A 1500-nucleotide genomic window follows, 5' to 3' on the forward strand; every position below is an offset into this window, starting at 1 on the left:
GTCCCACCCCTCCCAAGGCCAACCCCGTGAGCCTGCTCGCCAGGGCGGCGGCCGGATCGGGCTGCACGGTCCTGGCCCTGCCGTTCCTGGCCGCGATCGTCGCGGCCGCACTGCTCACCAGCTTCATCCCCGGCAGCGGCGGAGGCGCGTCCGCGAGCCCGAGCAAGCACGCGCTCTCCGACATCCCTCCCCGGATGCTCGCGCTCTACCAACGCGCGGCACCGGAGTGCCCGGGCCTGTCCTGGACGATCCTCGCGGCGATCGGCAAGGCCGAGACCGACCACGGCCGCCACCCCACCATGATCTCCTCGGCGAGTGCGGTCGGACCGATGCAGTTCCTGCCGTCCACGTTCAAGGCGTACGCCCATCCCGTACCGCCCGGCGGCAAGAAGCCGCCCACCCCCTGGGACCCGGTCGACGCCGTCTACGCCGCGGCCCGCCTGCTGTGCGCGAACGGCGCGAGGAACAGCAAGAACCTGCGCCGGGCCATCTGGCACTACAACCACGCCAAGTGGTACGTGAACAAGATCCTGAAGATCGCCGACGAGTACGCGGCCGCCGCAGCCCCGGCAACCGGAGCGGCGGCCAAGGCAGTCGCCTACGCCCGCTCCCAACTCGGAGTCCCCTACCGGTGGGGCGGAGACGGCCCCTCCGAGGGCGGCTTCGACTGCTCGGGCCTGACCAAGGCCGCCTACGCCAAGGCCGACATCCCTCTCCCCCGCGTGGCCCAAGCCCAGTACCGGGCCACCACCAAGGTCCCTGCCGGTGAGCCGCTGCTGCCCGGCGACCTCGTCTTCTACGGAAGCCCCGGCAACCTCCACCACGTCGGCCTCTACATCGGCAACAACCAGATGATCAACGCCCCCAACAGCCGCTCCGTCGTCCGCGTCGAGGACTACCGCTGGCACGACTACTACGACGCAACCCGCCCCAGCGCACCGAAGGGCTCGCGGTGACGCCCCCGACACCGGCCCAGGCCCACGCCCTGCTGACCTCACTCACCCGCGCCCTGGCGGGCGTTGCCGCCCTCACGCTCGTCTTCACCGCGGTCAACGTGACGGTGTTCGCCACGAGCAGGGGCGTCTTCCCCGCCATCGCGATCCTGCTGGACCCGATGGTGGCCCTCGCCCTGGCCACGGTTCTGTACGCGGACGCACGCCTGGCGGCCTGGGGCCTGACTCCGCCGGCCTGGTCCACGGCCCTGCGCTGGTTCACCGCGATCGCGGCCACTCTGATGAACACCTGGACCTCGATCTGGCCCGACGGCCGGATCGGCTGGCCGACCCGCGCCGATCCCGCTGGCATCCTCCTGCACGGCGTACCCACCGTCCTGCTGATCCTGCTCACCGAGACGATCGCCGCCTACCGTCGCACCATCGCCCCACTCCTGATCCCGACCGACGACCCCGATCGGACAACCGCCCCCGACCACCCCACAACAGATCCCGACCCCTGTCTCTTATACACCTCTGACGCTGCCGACGAATAGCCTTGTGCAAA

The 1500-nt window shown here is 70.7% G+C and carries 2 protein-coding genes; both read left to right on the forward strand.

Translation table 11 applies throughout. The features are described 5' to 3' along the window. The first annotated feature begins 26 nt into the window (after window positions 1-26). Window positions 27-956 carry a bifunctional lytic transglycosylase/C40 family peptidase gene (locus tag E2651_RS43155; protein WP_135336721.1) on the forward strand — a complete coding sequence of 310 codons (930 nt, stop codon included), beginning with the start codon at window positions 27-29 and terminating at the stop codon, window positions 954-956. Further along, window positions 953-1489, forward strand: coding sequence for a hypothetical protein (locus tag E2651_RS43160; RefSeq protein ID WP_135336722.1), 537 nt, complete (start codon window positions 953-955; stop codon window positions 1487-1489). Before E2651_RS43155 ends, E2651_RS43160 begins: the two co-directional genes overlap by 4 nt. Window positions 1490-1500 lie beyond the last annotated feature (11 nt).

The sequence above is a fragment of the Streptomyces sp. MZ04 genome, assembly GCF_004684775.1.
GTDB lineage: Bacteria > Actinomycetota > Actinomycetes > Streptomycetales > Streptomycetaceae > Streptomyces.